Here is a 17,317-nt window from a genome sequence, read left to right as displayed (position 1 = left end):
CAAATAGATGTCGAAATTGCAGGAGTTTTGTCGAAATGTAACAAAAATGAAAAAGTTATTAACCTGTCCTATTTTTTACCAGAAACGTAATGCCTTGCCAGGTAATTTACGAATGCTTCATCCCTGGCCAGATAAGCACTGAATTTTCTTTTGAGATGCCGTTCCGCTTCAATAAAGCTGCTGAATTCATGTCCCATATCGGATCCGTTCCTTTCGGCTCTCCACGTACCGCCAGAATGTAAATAGATAAAGAAAGTTTCCCCTTGCCTGGTTTCATATAAGGTCCCTATACCTGATTCCTTAATATTATAGAGATTCCTTGAGGCATCAGGCCTGATTGGATCCATGGCGAAGACCTCTTCAATATAAACGCGAAAGGCCTCCTTATCCATTGGACTTCCGGACGCCTTCGCATGGCCACCGCCCCCGAACTTTCCAGCAATCGCAGAAACATCGATATTATCATGAATGGTTCGATAACTGATTTTCTTTCCTCCAAGGTTTAAAATAGCAATATAATCAAGATGAGAATGCTCCTTGCCTAATTCATTCCCCAGCTCAGAATGATAGGATTCAGCATGGACAATTCCTGTACAATAATTCCCAATAAAGGTTTGGATAATTTCCCGCCCCTTCCTCCTTATGTATCGTTCAATCTTCTCGGCCTCCATCTGAAGCAGCCTGCTCTCAAAATCGTCAAACTCAAAAGCACTGGATTGTGCAAGCCTTTCGACCATCCTTTTTTCAAACTCTTCGATTGAGACTAAAAAAAACAGATCATTAAGCTGCTTTGCCTTCTGATTATTGTTTTGATCCCATTCCCAAGTATCATATTGCCTGACTAATTCTACAAACTCCCCAACTCCACCGGAATCCTGAAGCAGGTCCCTCTTTAAAAGGTATTCATAGAAGAGTGAGGTTGCGGAAGCTAACCGCCCTTCTTTATCGCTAACTGTTACCTCCCCCCAGCTAAACTCATTCAAATACAGCGCTGTTTTATGATGGTCAATAAGTTGAAGCTGTTTTCCTTCGGACTCATATTCGGTTAGTTTATTGGCCATCTCCTTTCCCACCGAAAGGTCAGTTATGCATAGAAAATCTTCATCCCCTGCCCTTTCGGCTGCTCTCTCCAGAAAACGCTCGAGCTGATGCTCAAGCCCGCCAACTGAATTGTATTTAATTTCTGCCTTATTGCCATATGCCAGTCTTGCAAGAATTCCGCAGCCAACCCCATCGAGGTCATTATGTGTAAACAAATAAAACATGTACCCATCCCTCCAATCAATTTTAAGCCTGCTTTTTTAGTGTGCAGGTTCACCTTGTTTCTATACTGTAACGGATCCATTGTTCAGAGTTCTTTCTGCGATGTTTTTTTAAAATGTAGACAAGTTTACCCTTGCAATGCGCATATGATAGACCAAAGAAATGTGTCAGGAGGAGATGAAATGCATTTTTTAGTTATTAAAAAACAATACCTATTTTTGACAGTGCTGTTCCTGGCTGCTGCTGCCTCCTATTGGCTGCTCCAGACACCGGATGCCGAAACAGTAACTAGTCCAGCTCAGGGAGACACAGCACGGGAAATCCACCTGGTAACAGGGGAATTTAAAGCGACAACCAAGGATGGCCGCAAGATTGAATCCTACCGCTGGGATCCTGGAGCCATTGTGCTTAAAAAGGGAGAGAAAGTCAGCCTCAAAATCTATGGAGTCAATGGAATGGAGCATCCTTTCATGATTGAGGGCACAGACATTAAAGGAAGTGTTAAGCAAGGGGAGGAAACCGCTGTCCCGCTTCAGTTCAATAAAGAAGGGGTATATAGGCTGATCTGTTTGACCCATCCTGACAAGGACAGCAATGGCCCGATGATTGCTTATATCTTTGTCGAATAAAGCGTGCAGGACAGGAGACCATTCTCCTGTTTTTTTTGTGCGAAAACCTTTTCCCCTCTCAGGTATTCACAAAACATTCATAACCATGTAGGAACACTGCAAACCTTGTTTGTTATACTGGATTTACAAGAGAAAATGAATATGCAGATACAATAGAACAGCAAAGTCTTTTATTTATTATTTGTAGTACAGATTCAGAAGAGTTTTTTAAAAGAAGAAACAAAACCTTGCCATAACACCATGTTCAACATTTCACAAATATGTCACACATAAACTGTTTTAGTCGTAGTAAGATATAAGTGTAGCAACTGTTATATAAAATTAAAAAGAAAATCTTGAGGTGAAACCTAATGGAACAGTGGAGAGGCTTTGCAAGCGGCAAATGGCAAAATGAAATTGATATAAGAGATTTCATTCTAAAAAACTTCACTCAATATGATGGGGAGGAAAGCTTCCTTTCGAGTGCAACCCGGGCTACAGACGATCTCTGGAAGCAGGTTATGGAACTGACAAGGAAAGAACGGGAAAACGGCGGCGTCCTCGATATGGATACAGAAATCGTTTCTACCATTACCTCCCATGGACCAGGTTATCTGGATAAAGACAAGGAAACGATTGTAGGGGTTCAGACTGACGAGCCTTTTAAAAGGTCCATGCAGCCATTCGGGGGAATCAGGATGGCGAAAGCCGCCCTTGAATCCTACTGTTATTTGCTAAATGAAGAAGTAGAAAGAATTTTTTCCGATTTCCGCAAAACGCATAACCAGGGTGTTTTCGATGCCTATACACAAGAAATGCTTCTTGCACGTAAAGCAGGGATCATCACCGGCCTGCCAGACGCCTATGGACGCGGACGAATTATTGGAGATTACCGCAGGGTAGCTCTTTATGGCGTTGACTTCCTGATGGCAGAGAAGAAAAAAGACCATGAATCAACCAGTAAAATCATGACAGAAGATACCATCAGGCTAAGAGAAGAAATCTCCGAACAATACCGTGCCTTGAGTGAACTGAAGAAGCTTGCGGCCAGCTACGGCTTTGATATCTCAAAGCCCGCATCAAACGCAAGGGAAGCCTTCCAATGGGTATACTTCGCCTATCTTGCTGCGATTAAGGAACAAAACGGGGCCGCCATGAGTCTTGGACGTGTATCCACCTTCCTTGATATATTTGTGGAACGCGATCTTCAGGAAGGGATATTGACTGAAACAGAGGCCCAGGAACTGGTCGATCATTTTGTCATGAAGCTTCGCCTTGTAAAATTCGCCAGAACACCTGATTACAACGAATTGTTCAGCGGAGACCCTACGTGGGTTACTGAATCAATCGGTGGCATGGCACAGGATGGGCGCGCTCTTGTAACAAAGAACTCGTTCCGCTTCCTTCATACACTTGATAATCTAGGACCTGCTCCAGAGCCTAACCTGACTGTCCTATGGTCCACAAAGCTCCCTGAGAACTTTAAGAAATATTGTGCAAAAATGTCCATTAAAACCAGCTCGATACAATATGAAAATGATGATATCATGCGTCCGGAATATGGAGATGATTACGGAATCGCCTGCTGTGTATCCGCAATGAGGATTGGAAAGCAAATGCAGTTTTTCGGAGCCAGGGCCAACCTTGCAAAAGCCCTGCTGTATGCGATCAATGGCGGTGTGGATGAAAAGCTGAAAATCCAGGTTGGACCTAAGTTCCTCCCCATTAAATCCGACATCCTTGAATATGAAGAAGTAATGGAGAGATTCGACCATATGATGGAGTGGCTTGCCGGCCTCTACATCAACACTCTGAACATCATTCATTACATGCACGATAAATACAGCTATGAGCGGATTGAAATGGCGCTTCATGATACAGAAATTCTTCGTACAATGGCCACAGGCATTGCCGGCCTGAGCGTGGTGGCAGATTCCCTGAGTGCCATTAAACATGCAAAAGTAAAAGTCATCCGTGATGAGAATGGGCTTGCAGTTGACTTCGAAACAGAAGGAGACTTTCCTAAATACGGGAATAATGACGATCGCGTGGACACAATCGCCGTTGAGCTTGTGAAAACCTTCATGAAGAAGCTTCGCAAGCACCCTACCTATCGCGGTTCCATGCATACAATGTCCATCCTGACGATTACATCCAACGTTGTATACGGTAAGAAAACAGGAAATACCCCTGACGGACGGCGGGCTGGAGAACCATTTGCGCCAGGGGCAAATCCAATGCACGGCCGTGATACCAAAGGCACGCTTGCTTCCCTGTCTTCTGTAGCGAAGCTCCCATATGAATATGCCTTGGACGGGATTTCTAATACGTTTTCCATCGTGCCAAAAGCACTTGGAAAAGAAGAAGACGGCAGAACGAAAATCCTTGTAGCCATCCTTGACGGCTATGCGGCAAAAACTGGACATCACTTGAACGTCAACGTATTTAACCGGGAGACTCTGATGAATGCCATGGAACATCCGGAAGAGTATCCGCAGTTAACGATCCGTGTTTCGGGTTATGCTGTAAACTTCATCAAGCTGACACGCGAACAGCAGCTTGATGTAATCAACCGTACCTTCCATGAAACCATGTAAAAACTAAAGCGGAAGCGCCCCGGTCAGCGACGTATGGACTGGAGCCAGCCGACTGAGATAAAGGAAACACGAAGAGCGGATGGAATTCGATGTTGACTTATCGCAGGGAGGGCTGGTGAAGTACACTAGTCGCTGGGGCGCTGCAGCTGGATGAAACTAATAACCAGTACGAAAAAGTAATGAAAGTGAAAGCGTATATTCGAAAGGGGTTTATCGTCATGTTCGGAAACATTCATTCTATTGAAACATTGGGCACAGTGGACGGCCCAGGCATCAGGTATATTGTCTTTACACAAGGATGCCTGCTTCGATGCCAGTTTTGCCACAATGCTGATACCTGGGAAATAGGGACAGGAAAGCAGATGTCTGTTTCCGAGATCATTGAGGATCTTCAAACCTACCTACCCTTCATTGAAGCGTCAGGCGGTGGCATAACTGTCAGTGGAGGCGAACCGCTTTTGCAAATCCCCTTCCTCACTGAACTATTTAAGGAATGCAAAAAATTGGGCATTCATACAACCATAGATTCATCAGGGGGCTGCTATTCCGCAAGCTCCCACTTTCAGCAGCAGCTTGCGGAACTGCTAAAATACACGGACTTAATCCTGCTGGACCTTAAGCATATTGACCGTGAAAAGCATAAAAAATTAACAGGATTAACGAATGACCATATATTAGAATTTGCCCGCTTCTTATCCGACCATCAGGTCCCTATCTGGGTCCGCCATGTGCTTGTTCCTGGAACAACTGATTCACATGAGGATCTTGATAGGCTAGGCAAGTTTATCGGCACCTTAAATAACGTCTCCAAAGTCGAGGTTCTTCCCTACCATAAACTCGGTGTTTATAAGTGGGAAGCACTTGGAATGGAATACCCTCTACAGGGTGTAGAACCACCGAGTGAGGAGTCTGTCCAGAAAGCCTACAGGCTGCTGACTGCCGAAGTAGTGACAATTTAAAAATACTTAAAAACCGGTCTGAGTTAAGACCGGTTTTTTTATGATTCCTGTTGACAGATAAGTCAGAAAAGATTACATTACTTATATGTCAACCTACGCTTCAGTTTAGTTAACTTAAATAAAGAGGTGAAATATGACCAGCAATCGCATTAAGCTTAGAATGATGATTATCACGGCACTTTTTGCTGCAATGACAGGGATTCTGGCCCAATTGAGCATCCCGCTGCCTCTTGTGCCTATAACGGGGCAGACCTTGGCAATAGGTCTGGCCGCAACCATTCTTGGAGCAAAATATGGCACTTTTTCTGTTATCCTCTATATTCTCATCGGTGCTGCCGGAATACCTGTGTATGCGGAAATGCAGGCCGGAATTTCCGTGTTGTTTGGTCCAACGGGAGGCTACTTAGCCGGATTTATCCCCACTGCCTTTTTTATCGGCTGGATGCTTGAAAGAACTGCCTATTCCTTTAAGTATGCTCTGATTGCAAATACAGTCGGTATGCTGATTACACTATCGTTTGGCACTGCATGGTTAAAAATTGCGGCCGGTCTATCATGGAGCGCTGCTTTTACAGGAGGCTTTTTCCCGTTCCTTGTGGTTGGAATAATAAAAGCAGCCCTTGCCTCCTGGATTGGTATCTCCGTCAGACAAAGGCTTCAAGACGCCAATCTTCTCTACTCTGTTAAAGGAGATACAGCGCTAACCAAAACCATCTAACAGCCATGATTTATGTGGCTGTTTTTTATTCTGCATTTACATTTTGTTTGTACTCGGGTTCACAATTGATGCAAACAGCCTGATCATAATCGGCCGTATTGACGTCAGCCGGATTATATTCGATTCCGCAAAGCTCGCATGTGACCATATCCTCTTCCAAAATCTGTACTTCTTCCGGGATAGAGTCATTGACAGTCAATTCCTTCACCCAGAGTCCGCTGATATTTTTCATTTCCGCTTCTATATAGTCTTTTGCACCGTCCTCCGTTTCCCAGACTCCTCGATCCCAGATCATTTCATTCGCATCTCCGGCCTTTATCATTAAACCATATACCTTTTTCATCCTTGGTTTCCCCTTTCCCAATTGCCATGTCAATTTTTTCTTTCTAAAGCTTGCTATATTCTTAACCTGTTTTTACTTTCTTGAAACCCGTTGTCCTTCAACATTATGAAACTTTTGTGTCTTTGGCCCGTATTCTACTAGAAGAGATATCAAAATGAATCACTATGGTTTATACTAATACCATGTTTCTATAGTGGAAAAACACACTGAGGTGCCAAATAGTGTTTGAATTATACGCAGAAAGTTATCAGTTTACTACCTTTTACACCTTGTATATAACCTTGTTAGTAAGCATCCTGTTACGCGTAATATGGATGCTGAGTGTAGAAGCACCCCATTTGGATACGTGGGTAAAAAAGATTGAATTTGGTCTCTCTGTGTCAGACTCGGCTTATAAAAACCGTGCCGACTTAAGGATAGACAAACGCCTGGTGATACTAAAGACAATTAAAATGAAACTTGATTCAGATGAAGAAGCCTTCTCTTTTTCTCCCAATTAAAAATCAAACACTCAGGAGGAGAAAATGAAAAAGGTTTTTTCAAGTTTATTCGTATTGACGATTTCCTTGTTACTAACTGGATGCCAATCGTCTGGCAGCGACCCAGGTTTTTTTCAAAGCACATTTGTCCAGCCTTTTCAAAAGCTTATTCATATATTTGCCGATCTTACAGGTGGCAGCTTTGGTCTGGCAATTATCCTGATCACAGTCCTGCTAAGATTGGCTCTAATGCCCATGATGCTGAAACAGTATAAAAAACAACAGCAGATGAAAGAAAAAATGGAAATCTTCAAGCCGGAAATGGAGGCAATCCAAAAGAGGCTGAAAGAGACTAAGGACCCGAAGGAACAGCAAAACCTGCAGCAGGAAATGATGAGCCTTTATCAAAAGCATGGGGTCAACCCGCTGAATATCGGCTGCCTGCCCATACTGATACAAATGCCAATTCTGACGGGACTTTATTATGCCATATCAAATTCCAAGGAGATTGCCTCCCATACCTTTTTGTGGTTTAATCTGGGGCAGCCTGATCTCTGGATTACAGCAGCAGCTGGCATTGTCTATTATCTGCAATTTAAAGTGTCACAGGCAAGCCTGCCGGTCCAACAGCAGCAGCAAATGAAATTCATGGGACTTCTATCTCCGGCCATGATTGTCATTTTTTCATTGAATGCACCAGCAGCCTTGCCTCTCTATTGGACAGTCGGAGGAGCATTTTTAGTTCTTCAAACCTTACTATCAAAAAAGATTTACAGATCAAGCAGCGATAGTCTAAAAGCACAAACCGAGAAGGCCTGAGGATATTCCTCAGGTTTTTTTTAGTTGACAAACAAACCCTTCCAGTCATACACTAAATACAAACATGAAAAGGATGGTAAAGGGCCAATGAAGTACTAATCTTATTTTCTGCGCGATTTTTCCAATAGTGAAAAACCGAGTTGCCTGAAGATAGGATTCGTCTGCCCTTTTTACCTTCATAAAAGATGCATCGCCTTTTTAACAGCGGCTTTTTTAGGCTCTGTTATTAGTTATTCAATCTTTTTGAGTGTAAAAAAAACGACAACCTTCCAGGCAGCCAGCCCGGGAGGTTTTTTTAATGGATATACAAGATCACCCATCATTTTTATAAGATAAAAATCCTACCTGGGGTGATTAAATGTTATTAATAAAATTAAGTGAAATTGAAAAAAGCTTCGGTGATATTAAAGTACTCCAAAAAGCAAATATGAATATTCCGTTTGGAGCAAGGGTTGGCCTTGTGGGCGAGAATGGTGCCGGAAAAACCACCCTCGCCAATATTCTTTTTGGAACAGTCCTGCCTGACAATGGTCAGATTGAATTTGGAAAAAAAGATATCAACATAGGTTATTTGAAACAATCCACCGAAAGTGATACCAAGAATCCCGTAAGCAGCGCTTCCCCTCTTGAACCAAGTATTTTCCGCCATTCAAGCAAACTGGGTTTAAGCAAGCTTGCTGAATGGAGTGAAGAAAAGTTTAAACACTTAAGCGGTGGAGAAAAGTTAAAGCTCTCCCTGGCCGAATTATGGGCGTCGAAGCCTGATTTACTCCTTCTGGATGAGCCAACAAACCACCTTGATGCCAAGGGAATGGAATGGCTGATAACTGAACTGAAAAACTTTCGGGGATCCGTGGTCATCATCTCTCATGACCGTTATTTCCTGGACAAAAGCGTTAACCAAATTATTGAGATCCAGGATGGCAATACCAAACTCTACAGCGGCACTTATACAGAGTACCGCCAGGAAAAAGAGAGGCAAAATGCCATCCTTCGCCATCAATTTGACAGCCAACAGAAGAAAAAAGAGCGGATTGAAGCACAGATGGCGAATCTTAAGAACTGGTCGGAACAGGCACATCAGCAGTCTACAAAAAAGGAAGGCTTTAAAGAATATTACCGAGTCAAGGCAAAGAAAATGGATAGTCAGGCAAAGTCGAAACTGAAAAGACTCTCACGCGAACTCGAAAAACACCAAATCGAGAAACCGAAGGAAGACTCAAGAATACATTTTCAATCTAAACAAGCCGGAAGGCACGGGCAAAGAATAATTGAAGTCAGTAAACTTGAGAAGCAATTTGGCGATCAGCTTTTATTTTCCGACGCCCGCTTTTATATTTCCCATGGGGAAAAAATAGGTATAATAGGCGATAATGGGGCTGGAAAAACAACACTCCTCCGAATCCTGTTAGGAAAAGAACAGGCTACAAGAGGAAGTGTCTGGATAAGTGATTCTGTCAAAGTTGGGTACCTAAGTCAGGATCTTCATGAACAGGATGTATCTTTAACTGCTCTCCAATTAACATGCTTGAGCGCCAAGCAAGAGCTTAGCAGGGCGCGAACCCTTTTTGCCAATATAGGATTGCCGGACAGCAAAATTACAGTTCCTGTTAATACCTTAAGTCTTGGTGAACGGACACGAGTTAAATTGGTTTGCATGCTGCTGGATCAAATTGATGTTCTTGTCCTCGATGAGCCTACGAACCATTTGGATTTAACCAGCCGTGAAAGCCTTGAAATGATGTTGTCTCAATTTACAGGAACCATCCTGGCTGTATCCCATGACCTATATTTTTTAAATCGAATTACGAATAAACTTCTCGCGATTGAAAACAGGACAATCCGCAGGCTGGAAATGGGGTACACCGAGTTTACCGAAAAGAAGCATACAACTAAAAATTCGGGAAGTGCAGAAGAACAGAAGCTTTTGCTCCAAAATGAAATAACAGCGCTTATCGGACGGCTAGGTCTGGTAAGTAAAGACAGTGCCGAATATAAGGAAATAGACAATAGACTTAATGAACTGTTCAAGGAAAAAGCCAGACTGTCTGATAAATAAACACAGAAAACAGGCTTCGCTATCGGCGAGGCCTGTTTTTGCTATAGGTTTCCTGCCCAAAGTCCGAGCAGGCCCAATCCAATTCCGCCGAAATAGGTCAATCCCGCATACCACAGTACGGACTTAAGCTGTTTTTTCCGGAATAGCTTTAACAAATCGACGTTTAGGGTGGAGAAGGTTGTAAAAGCACCCAGAAATCCGATTCCCGTTACTAAATATATACGGCCTTCAAGACCTTTCCCGACAAGCAAGCCAAGCAGGAATGCCCCTGTCAGATTGATTAGAAGGGTAGCCGCCGGAAAGGCAGCGATTTTAATCATCCTCTGGAGCACATACCTGCATATGGCACCTAAAAAGCCTCCCAGAGCAATGAAAAGTCCACTTATCATAATTGAACTCCCCCTGTTTCCTTCTCCTGTTTCCGGGCTCCCAGCGCATACCCTGTAAATGCCAGCAGCAATCCCCCACCTGCACTGGCAGATATGTAGACAATGGCAGGAATCAGACTCCCTGAGCTCCATAAAGAAATGGACTCAATACTAAATGTCGAGAAGGTTGTAAAAGACCCAATCAATCCGGTACCAATCGATGAGGCGATGGCAGGGTTCAGACACTTCTGTTCAATCACTCTAGAGGTGAGCCATCCTAAAAAAAATGAACCAATGAGATTAGCCACTAAGGTTCCATAAGGAAATTGGTTTCCAAACATCTGTAATGACCATACACCCAGACTGTAACGAAGCAGACTTCCTGCAGCCCCTCCCAAACCAACTCCTATTATCTCCTTGCTTTTCAATTCCTCACCCTTTTCTGTTCTCTATTCCAGTCGTTAATATAACGTTACTATATCACTTTTCAATGATCCAGGAGACATTACGCGGCCCCACATAACAGCAAAAAAAAGCTGCCATCAGGAAGATTGGCAGCCTTTTTTTAAGCGTTTTCGAAGTACTCTTTATAATAGCCTCCTACTTTCCCGGTGTTATCAATGAGAAAATAGAATTCTTCTGTTTCATTTTTCACTTCATACTCTTTGCCTGCTGTAAGTACACGGTTCACAATATACTTGTTCGCGTCTGTATGAACGCATTTTACCCTTTTAACTGTTGCACGGCCATGCCAATTTAAATGAATCATAATGCCACTCCTTTATCTTTCTTCCTTTATAGTATAAAGAAAGGGCATGTGTCTTTGCAACTTCATTCTTATTATCCTGCGCTGGCTTCCAAGGCTCCGCTCATTTCACGAATCCCCAAAATGCCCGATTTATCAAAAGTAAACATCTCACCTGTAAGTATATTTTTTAATGTTATATAGCAAACATCACATATGCAATCTTTCCTGATAAAACTTAAAAAAGAAAAATGCCTGCCTTTATAAACCACTTCATATATCCCTTTATCCGTAAAAATGTTCATTTTCAATCCCTCTTTCCCAGAAGTTTTACCCAGGTGATGTGCTGTCTTTTTTATACCACCAATAACGCTTGGTTCAAACCCAGGTAAAAAAGAAGTGAAAATAAATGTAAAATTTATTGTCCTTGCATCTCTTGGCTCTATTAAAATTATACTAGTTTCCAAGTTAGAAAGCGATTACATTTTAACGACAATTATTATTGTGTTTCGACAGCCGTTACTATCGCTCCTCTAACAATGCCATTGGAGGCTGACTTTGCCTCTGCCAAGACTAAGTCACACAATCCTTTTACTACTGATCATCATGAAATGGGCATTGTCTTTCCTTTCATCTTGATCATCCATAAATCGGGCACGCATTTCTTTCTTGCCTCCGCTTTAACTGCTTGCCTACCGTAAATTGGGATTGCATTTTCGCCGGACTCCCTATCACCTCTAATCTCAAATGTTCTCACGACACATTTTTCCTAACTGAGCTCACCCTTTCCACCGTGGAATTTTGGAAGCATATCTATTTCATTCCCCCTTTTTGTCCATCGGATTAGATTTGCTTATCTTTTCACAGTGGTGCCTAACTAAAATAAAAAACCCTGGACATTGTTCCTTTGTCCAGGGCGTTTATGTTATAAATCGGTTATTTCCGATGAATATCTTTTATTACAATAGTACCGGCCACCATAATCGGAATTATAGATGCCACTGAAAAGCCAAGCGCGTATACCGGCATATTTTCTTTGAAAACGTCATTCTTTATATCTATTCCAAAAAGGCTTATGCCAAATTGGGTTCCTTCGGCCTGATTCATAACTGTCCACAGTTCGATTCCTTCCCCCAGCAAAAGGAGGCTAAACAGAGACAGTATAAAAACGTAAACCCACTTCATGCGCCAACCTCCATTGTTTCTTTTTTGGGATTTCTTTAATTATAAGGCTCGGTAGTTATGATTGATATAGATGTAACAATATGTTCATAACATTTGTGAACAAAATAAAAACAAAGGAAGGAATTCCCACTATTCTTTTTAAATAAATTTGGAAATAGGGGTTTTCAAAAGCTTAATAAACCTTTACAATAAATTAAAACTAAATAAAAATTAGAAAATTCAATCCATTCTACCGAGGAGGAATGCAAAATGAAAATTATGAGCAATGAACAATTGGTGGTCTCATATCGCGATGCATTAAAGTCGGAACAAGATAAGGAATGGGCAAAAGTTTTAAAAGATGAAATTTCCAGACGAGGGTTAAGACCATTTAAAACACGATAAGATGATAGGGAAAACCGCCGGAATCACTCCCGGCGGTTTTTTATTCTGTCCTTTTACAAAAAACTCCGGATTTGCATCCGGAGTTTTCTAATTCCTTATGTTGAGCGGTGGCTCAGCTTCCAAACAGCAAAGATTCAGGATCCTCGATTAATTCCTTCACTTTCTTTAAGAAGGTTACGGCCTCTTTGCCATCCACAATCCTGTGGTCATAAGAAAGAGCAATATACATCATCGGCCTGTTTTCCATCCGGTCCTTGTCAATGGCTACAGGTCGCAGCTGGATCGTGTGCATGCCCAGAATCCCAACTTGAGGGCCATTCAAGATTGGTGTGGAAAGCAAAGAACCAAACACTCCACCATTGGTAATCGTAAAGGTACCGCCTTGAAGATCATTTAAGGAAAGCTTGTTCGTCCGGGCCTTTTCAGCAAGCTCCACAAGATTGCCTTCAATCTCCGCAAAGTTCTTTCTATCTGCATCCCTGATGACTGGTACGACAAGACCTTCATCTGTAGAAACAGCTACCCCAATATCATAAAATTTCTTGACGAGAAGTTCATTTCCCTGGATTTCTGCATTCAAGTTAGGTATTTTCTTCAATGCTGCAACAACAGCTTTCGTGAAAAAGGACATAAAGCCCAGTCGGACATCGTTCTCTTCATAAAAGCGATCTTTCCACTTCTTTCTTAATTCCATGACGGCTGTCATATCGACTTCATTGAAGGTAGTCAGCATGGCGGCAGTCTGCTGTACTTCCACCAGACGGCTGGCAATCGTTTGACGGCGGCGTGACATCCTTACACGTTCTACAGGTTTTCCGCTTTCAGCTGCAGCTGGCTGTTGAGCCGGCTTGGCTGCTGGTGCAGGTGCTGCTTGTTTAGCCGGATTTTCAGGCTGATAGCTTGAAACATCCTGTCTGCGGACACGTCCAAGGGGGTCTGCTGGAGATACTTCGCTTAAATCGATACCTTTTTCGCGCGCCAGCTTACGGGCAGCAGGAGTAGCGATAATTCTTTCCGAACTCTTTTTAGGCTCTGTTTCTGCCTTTTGAACAGGTGCTGCAGCCGGTGCTTCTGAAGTTTTTCCTGCCGGCTCGTCAACGGATTCAGCTTCTCTTCCCGTCTCAATCCCGGCAGTCCCTTTCTCACTGACAATGGCAATCGTTTCCCCAACCTGAACAGTATCACCTTCAGCTGCTTTAAACTCGGCGATCACCCCTTCATGCTCGGAGATAATTTCCACATTTACTTTATCCGTCTCCAGTTCAACTATATATTCCCCTTTGCTGACAAAATCGCCTGGCTTTTTTAGCCACTGGGCAATTGTCCCTTCACTGATTGTTTCTGCTAATTCAGGAACCTTGATTTCTGCCACCTTTGTCCTCTCCTTTACTTGGTTAATGCTTCATTAATGATACGAGCTTGTTCAATTTTATGGATATCCGGTTCGCCTTCGGCAGGGCTTGAGCGTCTGCGGCGTCCGATATAGGAAACTTTTAACTCATCTTCAAGAGCATAATCGATACGAGGTTCAACAAACGTCCATGCTCCCATATTTTTAGGTTCTTCCTGAACCCAGATCACTTCTTTTAGATTCGGGTATTGCCTAATCTTTTCTTTAAGAAGCTTCATAGGGAATGGGTAGATCTCCTCCATTCGCAGTATTTGCAGCCAGGAATGCGTTTCAGGGTTAACCTTCTCTGCAAGGTCGACAGCAATTTTACCTGTACATAATACAACTCTCTCCACTTTATCAGGTTCCGACCCTAATCCAGGCTGGCTGACAATCGGCTTGAATTCCCCTTCACTGAATTCCTCAGGGGCTGAAGCAACCAATGGGTTCCTGAGCAGGCTTTTCGGAGTCATCAGGACAAGCGGCCTTACAGGTTCTTCTTGTAAGATTGCAGCCTGCCTTCTAAGAATATGAAAATACTGTGCGGCAGAAGTCAGGTTCGCTACTGTCCAGTTATTTTCAGCAGCTAATGTTAGGAACCTTTCAAATCGGGCACTGGAATGCTCTGGACCCTGACCTTCAAAACCGTGCGGCAATAGCATGATTAACCCAGATTTCTGGCCCCATTTAGCCCTTCCCGCTGCAATGAACTGGTCAAAGATAACCTGGGCAGCGTTGGCAAAGTCGCCGTACTGGGCCTCCCATAGTACCAATGTTTCAGGCGCAAATACATTATAGCCATATTCAAATCCTAAGACAGCGGCTTCTGAAAGCGGGCTGTTATGGACCGTAAAGGAGGCTTTGGCACTTGGCAGAGCGTGCAATGGCGAGAACTGTTCACCTGTTTCCCGGTCATGGAGAACAATGTTCCGGTGTGCAAATGTTCCGCGTTCTGAATCTTGTCCGGACAGTCTGACTGGAGTCCCATCTGAGACAATGGAAGCAAAAGCCATTGTTTCGGCAAGCGCCCAGTCAATCTTTCCTCCCTCTCCAAATGCATCAAGCCTTCTTTTTAAAATTCGTTCAAGCTTTCCGAATACTTTAAAATCAGCAGGCCACTCAAGGAGGTCCTCGTTAATTTGTGAGAGTTTTTCCAGCGGAACGGCAGTTTGGATTCGTGGCAATCCTTTTTCAATTGTATGCGGTACTTCCACTTCACTTAAATCATGCGCATTTTCTCTAGGAACCTTTTCAAAGGCTTTTGTAAGCTTATCAAGAACCTCTGTCTCAATTTCCCTGGAAACTGCTTCCTCAAGAACACCTTCTTCTGTCAGTTTCTTGGAGTAAACAGTTTTAGCTGTTGGATGCTGGTGAACGAGCTTGTACATCAGCGGATTGGTGGTCATCGGCTCATCCATCTCATTATGTCCGAACCGACGGTAGCCGATCAGATCAATAAGGAAATCCTTGCCAAACTTAGAGCGGTAATCCGTTGCAAGTATTGCTGCCATGACACAGGCTTCTGGATCGTCTGCATTCACGTGGATAATCGGAATTTCATAGCCCTTGGCAAGATCGCTGGCATATCTGGTGGATCGGGAATCGATGGACTCCGTGGTAAAACCAATCGTATTATTGGCAATGACATGGACTGTTCCACCAGTGTTATAGCCTTTCAGTCTGCTAAGATTCAGAGTTTCCGCAACAATTCCCTGTCCAGGGAAAGCGGCATCTCCATGAATCAGGATCGCTAGTGCAGAGGAAGGATTTTGCCTTGGACTTCCCGGCTGCTCCCTGTCATCCTGGGCTGCCCTTGTAAACCCTTCCACGATGGCCCCTGCAAATTCAAGATGACTCGGGTTATTGGCGAGAGTGAGACGCACCTTGGCTGTACTTTCGGATTTAATCTGTCTGTCAAGCCCAAGGTGATATTTGACGTCACCGGTCCACCCATAGTTAATCCCTACTGAGCCTTCGGAAGGTACCAGCTCTTTATTTGGTGCATGCTGGAACTCGGCAAAAATCATTTCGTAAGGCTTGCCAAGAACATGAGCGAGAACATTCAGGCGGCCCCTGTGTGCCATTCCAATATTAACGGTTGTTACCCCATCTTTAACTGCTTCGGTTATGACCTCATCAAGCAGGGGTACCATTGTGTCCAGCCCTTCGATCGAGAACCGTTTTTGTCCAACAAACGTGCGATGAAGAAACTTTTCAAACTCTTCCACTTCAGATAACCGCTTGTATAAGGAAAGTCTTTTTTTCGTATTCAAGGAAGGAAAAACACTTCCATTTTCAACTTTTTCCTTTAGCCAGTTCACTTCTTCCAAATCATGGACCTGGTCAAATTCAAAGGCAATCGTACTGGTATAGACTTTCTTTAAGTGGTCCATCGCTTCTGCCCCGTTTTGAACCGATTGAGGTGCAGAAGGGCAAATAAGGTTTGCAGGGATCTTCTCCAGATCTTCTCTTGTAAGTCCCCACTCCTCTGGTTCGATAAGCGGATTCTTTTGAGGCTCTGCCAACAGAGGGTTAATATCAGCAGACAAATGCCCAAAGTCCCTGATATAGTCCGCCATTCTAATTGCGGAGATTATTTTTTTAGTATCATTAGGTTGGTTGAATGTGTTAGGTGCTTCTGGTGTGATTGTTTTCTCTTCATAACCTGGAATATTTCCTTGGTCAAAGTAATCCTTCATTTCAGAATCAATTGAATTAGGATCTTCAAGGTATTTTTCGTACAGCTCGATGACGTATCCCAGGTTAGGCCCGTGAAAACCAGACAAGACAGAAGCTTGGCTGGCGCCAGGTTTTTTCATAGAAAATTCCCCTACCATTTCTTTTTATAATTGGAAGCGGCATCCCCAGAATCAAGTAATAATAAGAATAATGTTAAAATTCGGGGGATAAACGTTTTCATAAGTCATTTTACCACTGCTATCACTTTAGCACAAAGGTTTTGACCACCTTTATAGTAGAAACTTTTATAAATCTTAAAAAATAGTAATCTTATCGTAAGAAAATATTATGGTATAAAAAGTTTTTATATACAAAATGAATTTTATGTATAAAAAAAAGACCCGGCTTCACTACTCGGGACAACTGGGAAAGGATATATTTTTTGAGTTTCCTTACAGATTAACCAAGTTCAGATAAAGGCTTTTAGGTGTCCGAGATTCATTCTTCTTTTCTATCAGAGATGCGAGGATATAATCGTTTGAGTCCCCTGGAAATTCCATATGCCCGCAGCTGATGGATTTTTGGAACCTTGAGCCGGATAAAAAGACATCGACTCCATCATCAGATTGAAATCCTATATTTTCTTCATGGACTGAAAAGCGGTGATGGCAGTTCTTAGATTCGCGCATTTTCCAATCCCCCCATAAATATATTTCTTTTA

At 43.0% G+C, this 17,317-nt stretch carries 18 protein-coding genes; 8 read left to right on the top strand and 10 right to left on the bottom strand.

Translation table 11 applies throughout. From position 1 onward, the window contains the following. Window positions 1-68 precede the first annotated feature (68 nt). Window positions 69-1,265: a DHH family phosphoesterase gene (locus EV146_RS11685; protein ID WP_132006139.1), complete on the bottom strand. Its 1,197-nt coding sequence runs from the start codon at window positions 1,263-1,265 to the stop codon at window positions 69-71. 180 nt (window positions 1,266-1,445) lie between these two features. Between EV146_RS11685 and EV146_RS11680 the strand changes: the two genes are divergently transcribed. The 4 genes from EV146_RS11680 to EV146_RS11665 all read left to right on the top strand — a co-directional run bounded on the left by EV146_RS11680 (window position 1,446) and on the right by EV146_RS11665 (window position 6,145). Continuing rightward, window positions 1,446-1,892 (top strand): cupredoxin domain-containing protein, encoded by a 447-nt coding sequence (locus EV146_RS11680; protein WP_132006136.1) that lies wholly within the window; start codon window positions 1,446-1,448, stop codon window positions 1,890-1,892. Between the two features lie 350 nt (window positions 1,893-2,242). After that, complete coding sequence (gene pflB / locus EV146_RS11675) at window positions 2,243-4,468, top strand: formate C-acetyltransferase (protein WP_132006133.1); 2,226 nt, start codon at window positions 2,243-2,245, stop codon at window positions 4,466-4,468. A gap of 218 nt (window positions 4,469-4,686) precedes the next feature. Then, the gene (pflA, locus tag EV146_RS11670) at window positions 4,687-5,427 is read left to right on the top strand and encodes a pyruvate formate-lyase-activating protein (RefSeq protein WP_132006129.1); all 741 of its coding nucleotides are present in this window, start codon (window positions 4,687-4,689) and stop codon (window positions 5,425-5,427) included. 133 nt (window positions 5,428-5,560) lie between these two features. After that, the gene (locus EV146_RS11665; protein WP_132006126.1) at window positions 5,561-6,145 is read left to right on the top strand and encodes a biotin transporter BioY; all 585 of its coding nucleotides are present in this window, start codon (window positions 5,561-5,563) and stop codon (window positions 6,143-6,145) included. A gap of 25 nt (window positions 6,146-6,170) precedes the next feature. Here EV146_RS11665 and EV146_RS11660 read toward each other — a convergent pair whose 3' ends face one another. Continuing rightward, complete coding sequence (locus tag EV146_RS11660; protein WP_132006123.1) at window positions 6,171-6,488, bottom strand: hypothetical protein; 318 nt, start codon at window positions 6,486-6,488, stop codon at window positions 6,171-6,173. A 338-nt stretch (window positions 6,489-6,826) separates the two neighbouring features. On the opposite strand from EV146_RS11660, the gene EV146_RS27550 reads away from it, so the two are divergent. The 3 genes from EV146_RS27550 to abc-f all read left to right on the top strand — a co-directional run bounded on the left by EV146_RS27550 (window position 6,827) and on the right by abc-f (window position 9,845). Continuing rightward, window positions 6,827-6,988 (top strand): hypothetical protein, encoded by a 162-nt coding sequence (locus tag EV146_RS27550; RefSeq protein WP_181215862.1) that lies wholly within the window; start codon window positions 6,827-6,829, stop codon window positions 6,986-6,988. A gap of 24 nt (window positions 6,989-7,012) precedes the next feature. Further along, on the top strand, window positions 7,013-7,786 hold the full coding sequence (yidC, locus tag EV146_RS11655; protein ID WP_132006120.1) for a membrane protein insertase YidC: 774 nt from the start codon (window positions 7,013-7,015) through the stop codon (window positions 7,784-7,786). A gap of 358 nt (window positions 7,787-8,144) precedes the next feature. After that, a complete protein-coding gene (abc-f, locus tag EV146_RS11650) occupies window positions 8,145-9,845 on the top strand; it encodes a ribosomal protection-like ABC-F family protein (protein WP_132006117.1) in 1,701 nt (566 codons plus the stop codon). Window positions 9,846-9,886: 41 nt separating this feature from the next. Here abc-f and EV146_RS11645 read toward each other — a convergent pair whose 3' ends face one another. The 5 genes from EV146_RS11645 to EV146_RS11625 form a co-directional block, all read right to left on the bottom strand. Continuing rightward, window positions 9,887-10,234 carry a fluoride efflux transporter FluC gene (locus EV146_RS11645; protein WP_158287076.1) on the bottom strand — a complete coding sequence of 116 codons (348 nt, stop codon included), beginning with the start codon at window positions 10,232-10,234 and terminating at the stop codon, window positions 9,887-9,889. Continuing rightward, window positions 10,231-10,641, bottom strand: a complete 411-nt coding sequence (gene crcB, locus EV146_RS11640) for a fluoride efflux transporter CrcB (protein WP_219916300.1) — start codon at window positions 10,639-10,641, stop codon at window positions 10,231-10,233. Before crcB ends, EV146_RS11645 begins: the two co-directional genes overlap by 4 nt. A gap of 137 nt (window positions 10,642-10,778) precedes the next feature. Further along, window positions 10,779-10,982: a DUF6501 family protein gene (locus EV146_RS11635; RefSeq protein WP_121612205.1), complete on the bottom strand. Its 204-nt coding sequence runs from the start codon at window positions 10,980-10,982 to the stop codon at window positions 10,779-10,781. 71 nt (window positions 10,983-11,053) lie between these two features. After that, the gene (locus EV146_RS27865; RefSeq protein ID WP_241993898.1) at window positions 11,054-11,425 is read right to left on the bottom strand and encodes a hypothetical protein; all 372 of its coding nucleotides are present in this window, start codon (window positions 11,423-11,425) and stop codon (window positions 11,054-11,056) included. A gap of 469 nt (window positions 11,426-11,894) precedes the next feature. Continuing rightward, complete coding sequence (locus EV146_RS11625; RefSeq protein WP_132006111.1) at window positions 11,895-12,143, bottom strand: hypothetical protein; 249 nt, start codon at window positions 12,141-12,143, stop codon at window positions 11,895-11,897. Window positions 12,144-12,392: 249 nt separating this feature from the next. Between EV146_RS11625 and sda the strand changes: the two genes are divergently transcribed. After that, window positions 12,393-12,527 carry a sporulation histidine kinase inhibitor Sda gene (sda, locus tag EV146_RS11620; protein WP_121612203.1) on the top strand — a complete coding sequence of 45 codons (135 nt, stop codon included), beginning with the start codon at window positions 12,393-12,395 and terminating at the stop codon, window positions 12,525-12,527. A gap of 112 nt (window positions 12,528-12,639) precedes the next feature. On the opposite strand, the gene odhB is transcribed toward sda, so the two are convergent. The 3 genes from odhB to EV146_RS11605 form a co-directional block, all read right to left on the bottom strand. Continuing rightward, window positions 12,640-13,899, bottom strand: coding sequence for a 2-oxoglutarate dehydrogenase complex dihydrolipoyllysine-residue succinyltransferase (gene odhB, locus EV146_RS11615; protein ID WP_132006108.1), 1,260 nt, complete (start codon window positions 13,897-13,899; stop codon window positions 12,640-12,642). 14 nt (window positions 13,900-13,913) lie between these two features. Next, window positions 13,914-16,736 carry a 2-oxoglutarate dehydrogenase E1 component gene (locus tag EV146_RS11610; protein ID WP_132006105.1) on the bottom strand — a complete coding sequence of 941 codons (2,823 nt, stop codon included), beginning with the start codon at window positions 16,734-16,736 and terminating at the stop codon, window positions 13,914-13,916. A gap of 312 nt (window positions 16,737-17,048) precedes the next feature. Next, a complete protein-coding gene (locus tag EV146_RS11605; RefSeq protein ID WP_132006102.1) occupies window positions 17,049-17,285 on the bottom strand; it encodes a hypothetical protein in 237 nt (78 codons plus the stop codon). Between the last annotated feature and the right edge of the window lie 32 nt (window positions 17,286-17,317).

Source organism: Mesobacillus foraminis, assembly GCF_004340465.1.
Lineage (GTDB): Bacteria > Bacillota > Bacilli > Bacillales > Cytobacillaceae > Mesobacillus_B > Mesobacillus_B foraminis.
The sequence above is the reverse complement of the archived record's forward strand: the minus strand, read 5'-3'. Positions and strand labels throughout refer to the sequence as shown.

Bases quoted from the DNA above. Each gene is read 5' to 3' on its own strand.
- EV146_RS11685 (WP_132006139.1), bottom strand. From the start codon at position 1,265: ATGTTTTATTTGTTTACACATAATGACCTCGATGGGGTTGGCTGCGGA.
- EV146_RS11680 (WP_132006136.1), top strand. From the start codon at position 1,446: ATGCATTTTTTAGTTATTAAAAAACAATACCTATTTTTGACAGTGCTG.
- pflB (WP_132006133.1), top strand. From the start codon at position 2,243: ATGGAACAGTGGAGAGGCTTTGCAAGCGGCAAATGGCAAAATGAAATT.
- pflA (WP_132006129.1), top strand. From the start codon at position 4,687: ATGTTCGGAAACATTCATTCTATTGAAACATTGGGCACAGTGGACGGC.
- EV146_RS11665 (WP_132006126.1), top strand. From the start codon at position 5,561: ATGACCAGCAATCGCATTAAGCTTAGAATGATGATTATCACGGCACTT.
- EV146_RS11660 (WP_132006123.1), bottom strand. From the start codon at position 6,488: ATGAAAAAGGTATATGGTTTAATGATAAAGGCCGGAGATGCGAATGAA.
- yidC (WP_132006120.1), top strand. From the start codon at position 7,013: ATGAAAAAGGTTTTTTCAAGTTTATTCGTATTGACGATTTCCTTGTTA.
- abc-f (WP_132006117.1), top strand. From the start codon at position 8,145: ATGTTATTAATAAAATTAAGTGAAATTGAAAAAAGCTTCGGTGATATT.
- EV146_RS11645 (WP_158287076.1), bottom strand. From the start codon at position 10,234: ATGATAAGTGGACTTTTCATTGCTCTGGGAGGCTTTTTAGGTGCCATA.
- EV146_RS11635 (WP_121612205.1), bottom strand. From the start codon at position 10,982: ATGATTCATTTAAATTGGCATGGCCGTGCAACAGTTAAAAGGGTAAAA.
- EV146_RS11625 (WP_132006111.1), bottom strand. From the start codon at position 12,143: ATGAAGTGGGTTTACGTTTTTATACTGTCTCTGTTTAGCCTCCTTTTG.
- sda (WP_121612203.1), top strand. From the start codon at position 12,393: ATGAAAATTATGAGCAATGAACAATTGGTGGTCTCATATCGCGATGCA.
- EV146_RS11610 (WP_132006105.1), bottom strand. From the start codon at position 16,736: ATGAAAAAACCTGGCGCCAGCCAAGCTTCTGTCTTGTCTGGTTTTCAC.
- EV146_RS11605 (WP_132006102.1), bottom strand. From the start codon at position 17,285: ATGCGCGAATCTAAGAACTGCCATCACCGCTTTTCAGTCCATGAAGAA.